Consider the following 4,507-nt stretch of genomic DNA (forward strand, 5'->3'; position numbering starts at 1 on the left):
CACCGCATGGGTCTGCGGATCGCCAGCAAAACCACCATGAATGGCAATTGTTTCCCGTTTCATAAATCCCTGCCTCAGATTGAATTGTCGCCCAGGCGACACACACGCAAAAAGGCCGCCAAACGGCAGCCTGAAAAAGAACCTTTATTTAATCGGGGGTTCGTCCCAGAAATCAAATTGTTTGGGTATATCCGCCAGTGACGCCTCAAAACGCGGCTCGCGTTTTTCCAGGAACGCGGTGAAACCATCCTTGCCGTCCCAGAATTCGTTGGACCAGTAAATCATTTTCGATTCCACCACATGGGCTTCCGCCGGATGGGAGAAATTGGGGTTGCGCCACAACATCTGCTTGGCCAACGCCACGGCCACCGGGGAGCTTTTTGCAATCAGTTTGCGGGCAATGCAGCGGGCCACATCCAGTACTTCACCCTTGTCATGCACACTGTGAAAAAGGCCGGCCTGCTCGCCTTCTTCGGCCATGAAGATATCGCCACTGATCACCCACTCCAACGCTTTCTGGATACCCACCACCCGCGGCAGGAACCAGGAGGAACAAGCCTCCGGGGTAATCCCCCGCTGGGTAAAGACAAACCCGATCTTGCTGTTGGCCGCAACCAGACGAATATCCATGGGCAGTGTCATGGTAATGCCCACGCCCACCGCCGCACCGTTGATAGCGCCGATCACCGGCTTGCGGCAATTGTAGATGGCCAATGACAACTCGCCGCCGGAATCGCGGATAGTCTCCAGCGGCGGATTCATCCCTTCTGCGTCGTCATAACCGAACAGGTGGCCGCCATCTTCCGGCTGCATTTCCATGCCGGCACAGAAAACCTTGCCCGCGCCGGTGACAATCACCGCACGGATGTCATCGTTGCGGTCCGCCTCTGCCAGCGCATGCACCAGCTCGTCTTTCATGCGCAAGGTAAACGCATTGAGCCGGTCCGGGCGATTGAGGGTGATGGTTAGCATCTGCTCGCTCAGATCGGTCTTGATGTCCTGATAATCCATGGTCACTCCACAGGGGTTGTGCGGTTTTCAGCAGGTATCGACAGGGACACTACCTGCACGGTTTGACCCCGAGCATACCCCGACGGCAGGGCGTCGAACATGGCACGAAGTGTCCGGTTGAGGTGGGGCTGATCGTAAAAGCCGGCGAGCACCGCCAGCTCGGTGAAATTCATGCCGCTGTGCCACAGGGACAGGGCCCGCTGGCACTTGAGGTGCAGAAGATAACGCTTGAACGTCACGCCGGTTTGTTCACGAAAAAGATGACGAAAGCGGGATTCGGACAGCCCGGCCTGCTGCGCCACCGTTGCCATGGTGGGCGCCGGCTCCGGCGCCTCGCGCAGCCAGGCACAGCTGGCAGCAATGCGGGCATCCAGCGGCGGCGGGGACGCTAATTGACGCAGTTGCGCCAGGAAAGTGGCGACTTGAGCAGCGGCGATGTCCATTCGACACAGGGACCGCAAGGTATCGCTGAGCCACTGCTGACGCGACGCCGGCAGGGGCTGCTGCAGGGCCAGGGATCGCCAGGCCGGCTCGTCCGGGTCGAGATGCAGGATCGCCACCGGGCCATCGCTGTGCAGGCTTTGCTGGCACTCCGGCGCCACCAGCACGGCCCGGGCGTTTTCCTCACGGCCCTCGCAGGTCACCCGGATATCCTTGTCCAGCCCGACCAGTAACGACGCCGCCACATGCTGATGGGGCTGGTTATGCAGCGAGGAAAGCGCCATCAGCCAGCCCCCCTGCCACAAAAACAGCGGGGTCAGCAAACGGGGATGGGAAACCGGCGAAGATACAGACATGCCGGAAATAGTGCCCGCCCGGGGCCGGGCAGGCAACGCTCATCAGCGCAGAATCAATTCACCACACCGGAGCGGCGCAGCCCCAGCTTGTGGGCCAGCTCGATGCTGACGAACATGGGACCGACCAGCAGAAACACCAGATCATCCACAAACGACGGCTTCTTGCCCTCTACCTTGTGGCCCCACACTTGTACCGCCCAGGCCAACAGCCACAGCACCGCCGCACTCCAGCCCAGCGACAGGGCGCTGCGATCCACAGCCACCACCGCGGCAATCGACAGCGCCAGCCAGGCTGCCATCAGCACGGTCATGCCTGGGGACATGCGTAAATAGAAAGGCATGCAGACAGCGGCCAGCAGGGTGCCGCCATTAACCCAGTACGCCAGGCTGCCTTCCAGCCCCAGCCAGTGCCCCAATGGGATCAGCCAGAACAGCCCCAGGGTGGACACGAAAATGGCCGGCACACAAAGGATGTGCACCCATTGATTCACTGGATTGCGGTGGCTATCGCCGTAGTCCGCCAGAAAGGTATTGAGATCACGCATGGACAGCTCTCCCGAGTTGTTGTTTTGAGCTGCCACACAGCTTAGCGGCAGCTCACACCCGGAAATTGTACGCAGGGGTTATCCCGCGCGGTGCCCCCTGGGAAACCGGCAGACGAGACGCTCAGTCGCAGCCGCGCCGGCTGTCTTTCAGCGCACGCAGCACCTGCTCGCGGGTCAGCAGGCCGGTCAGGATGCCCTGGGCATCCACCACCGGGTAGATTTTGGGTTTTTCCGTGACCATCAGCTCCGCCACGTTCACCGCAGAATCGTCTTCTTTCACCGTCAGCGGTTGATCGTGCATGAAGTCTTCCACCACCAGCGCCCCTTCACAGTGATAACTGGAAATCAGCAGCTTGCGCAGGCAGTCCTGTTCGGAGACAAACCCCACCACCTTGTTCTGGCTGTCCACCACCGGTAACCCGGTGAACTTGTGCTGCAGCAGGGCATCCACCACTTCGGTGAGCTCGGTGCCGGTCTTGATTGCCATGGGGTGCTTTGCCATCAAGGCACGTACGGTCATCTCTTGCATGTCGCTCTCCTTCTGCCAACCCGGCCAATGCCGGGCAGTCCAGATTCATGGCTTTGACTATAGCACTCCCCAACGAGCCCCTGCCTGCGGTTCTTGCCCATGCCGGCGATCAATTCCGGCAATCGCTATACAACGCAGGCATCGCCTTCCTACAATGGCCACAACGCATGACCACAAAAGCCTGACCGCAGGCCTACATGGAGCAGAGGAATAGCGAATGGTATCGCCCCGCGTCTGGCTGGTTTTCGGGCTGTTGGCCCTGTTGGTTATTTCCCCGCTTCAGGCTGCTGAAAATGCCGCCTGTGATGCCGCCGAACTGACGCTCGCCCAGCTGAAACAGCAGCGCCAACAACTGCGTACGGATCGCTACACCCTGCAATCCATTTTCGATGGCGACATTCCCACCCCGCACCAGATCAACACCTTGCTCGGGCGCCCCCTGAACCAGCGGCCGCTACTGCCCCTGATCGACCCGCAGCCGCTGTCCGTGGTCGACAGCAAATGCCCGGCCCTGCAGAACGATATCGACACCCTGACTCAACAGATCAACACCCTGGAGCAATCGCTCTACACCTTGCGACAAGCGTTTTTCGGCCTCAATTTCCCCCAGCGCCAGGCCTTCCTGAATCTGGCAACGCACCATGCAAAACTGCAGGCGCTGTCCGACACCCCGGAGACGGACCCTTCCATTCGCCAGGCGAGCCAGGTACTACAACAGCACATCCAACAAGTGTGGGCGGTGCTGGGCAAACTACAGAACGCCCCTGCAGACGCACTGCAAACGCTGGATGAGCTGTGGTTACAGCTACCCTCATTGCGCCCCCCTAGCGGAGCCAGCTCCACCGCCTGGCGCAGCCTGCTCAAGACCCGGCTGGACATTCAGAAAGACGTACGCACACTGCGCTCCGAACTGTGGCAGAACCGCCCACTGCTGGACCAGATCAACAACCTGGGCGGCCTCGCCCAGGCCCCGGTGCTGTTGCAGCATGAAAGCCAGCGCATCGGCCTGCGCGTGCTCGATATTGTGTCGTTGATGCGCTACGACCTGAATGGCCCTATCCGCAATGGCGGCTTCATGCCGGTGGTGCAAAATATTCTGGCGCTGATTCTCGGGGTGGTGGGTTTCTGGCTACTGATTCATCTAGCGCAGCGCACCCGCCGCTGGGCACTCTCTCTGCATGACCGGGTGGTGCAACTCAGTGGCGAGCGCCGCTGGCTGCTCAATGCCAGCCGCCTGATCAGCGGGCTGGCGCCGATTCTGCCGTGGATTCTGATCTGGCTGGTACTGGGCCGCCTGGATCCGCTGCTGGACACCCCCTCCAGCAAGATTCTGCTGTGGCTGCTGCCGCTGGCGCAGCTGTATGTCATCTATGGCCTGCTCTGCCTGATTGGCGAATGGCTGGTCATGCGTGTCGCCCAGAGTGCCAACGCCTACCTGGGCGGCGGACAGACCCAACAGGTCACACGCCATGCCCGCAATCTGGCGCGCTGGATGATTGTCCCCTGGGTGCCAGTCATTGTGGTTTGGGAAAGCCTGGGACCGTCGCTGATGTACTACCTGTTTCTCGGGGTACTGCTGGTGGCCATTTACTGGGGGCTGGGGAGGCTACTGGCCTTGCGACACC

Annotated in this window: 4 protein-coding genes and 1 pseudogene; 1 reads left to right on the forward strand and 4 read right to left on the reverse strand. The window is 60.6% G+C overall.

All coding sequences use genetic code 11. The features are described 5' to 3' along the window. Positions 1-144: 144 nt before the first annotated feature. The 4 genes from A3730_RS13640 to A3730_RS13655 form a co-directional block, all read right to left on the reverse strand. Complete coding sequence (locus A3730_RS13640) at positions 145-1,011, reverse strand: enoyl-CoA hydratase-related protein (RefSeq protein ID WP_063520236.1); 867 nt, start codon at positions 1,009-1,011, stop codon at positions 145-147. 2 nt (positions 1,012-1,013) lie between these two features. Continuing rightward, complete coding sequence (locus tag A3730_RS13645; RefSeq protein WP_063538255.1) at positions 1,014-1,808, reverse strand: AraC family transcriptional regulator; 795 nt, start codon at positions 1,806-1,808, stop codon at positions 1,014-1,016. A gap of 53 nt (positions 1,809-1,861) precedes the next feature. After that, positions 1,862-2,353 carry a DUF962 domain-containing protein gene (locus A3730_RS13650; protein ID WP_063519970.1) on the reverse strand — a complete coding sequence of 164 codons (492 nt, stop codon included), beginning with the start codon at positions 2,351-2,353 and terminating at the stop codon, positions 1,862-1,864. A 121-nt stretch (positions 2,354-2,474) separates the two neighbouring features. Next, positions 2,475-2,882, reverse strand: a complete 408-nt coding sequence (locus A3730_RS13655) for a CBS domain-containing protein (protein WP_007149946.1) — start codon at positions 2,880-2,882, stop codon at positions 2,475-2,477. A gap of 217 nt (positions 2,883-3,099) precedes the next feature. Between A3730_RS13655 and A3730_RS13660 the strand changes: the two are divergent. Then, a pseudogene (locus tag A3730_RS13660) lies at positions 3,100-4,507 on the forward strand (ATP-binding protein); the annotation flags it as partial.

The organism is Alcanivorax sp. HI0044 (assembly GCF_001634945.1).

What these genes read in the sequence shown, in the direction of transcription:
- A3730_RS13645 (WP_063538255.1), bottom strand. Translation starts at nt 1,808, where the DNA reads ATGTCTGTATCTTCGCCGGTTTCCCATCCCCGTTTGCTGACCCCGCTG.
- A3730_RS13655 (WP_007149946.1), bottom strand. Translation starts at nt 2,882, where the DNA reads ATGCAAGAGATGACCGTACGTGCCTTGATGGCAAAGCACCCCATGGCA.
- A3730_RS13650 (WP_063519970.1), bottom strand. Translation starts at nt 2,353, where the DNA reads ATGCGTGATCTCAATACCTTTCTGGCGGACTACGGCGATAGCCACCGC.
- A3730_RS13640 (WP_063520236.1), bottom strand. Translation starts at nt 1,011, where the DNA reads ATGGATTATCAGGACATCAAGACCGATCTGAGCGAGCAGATGCTAACC.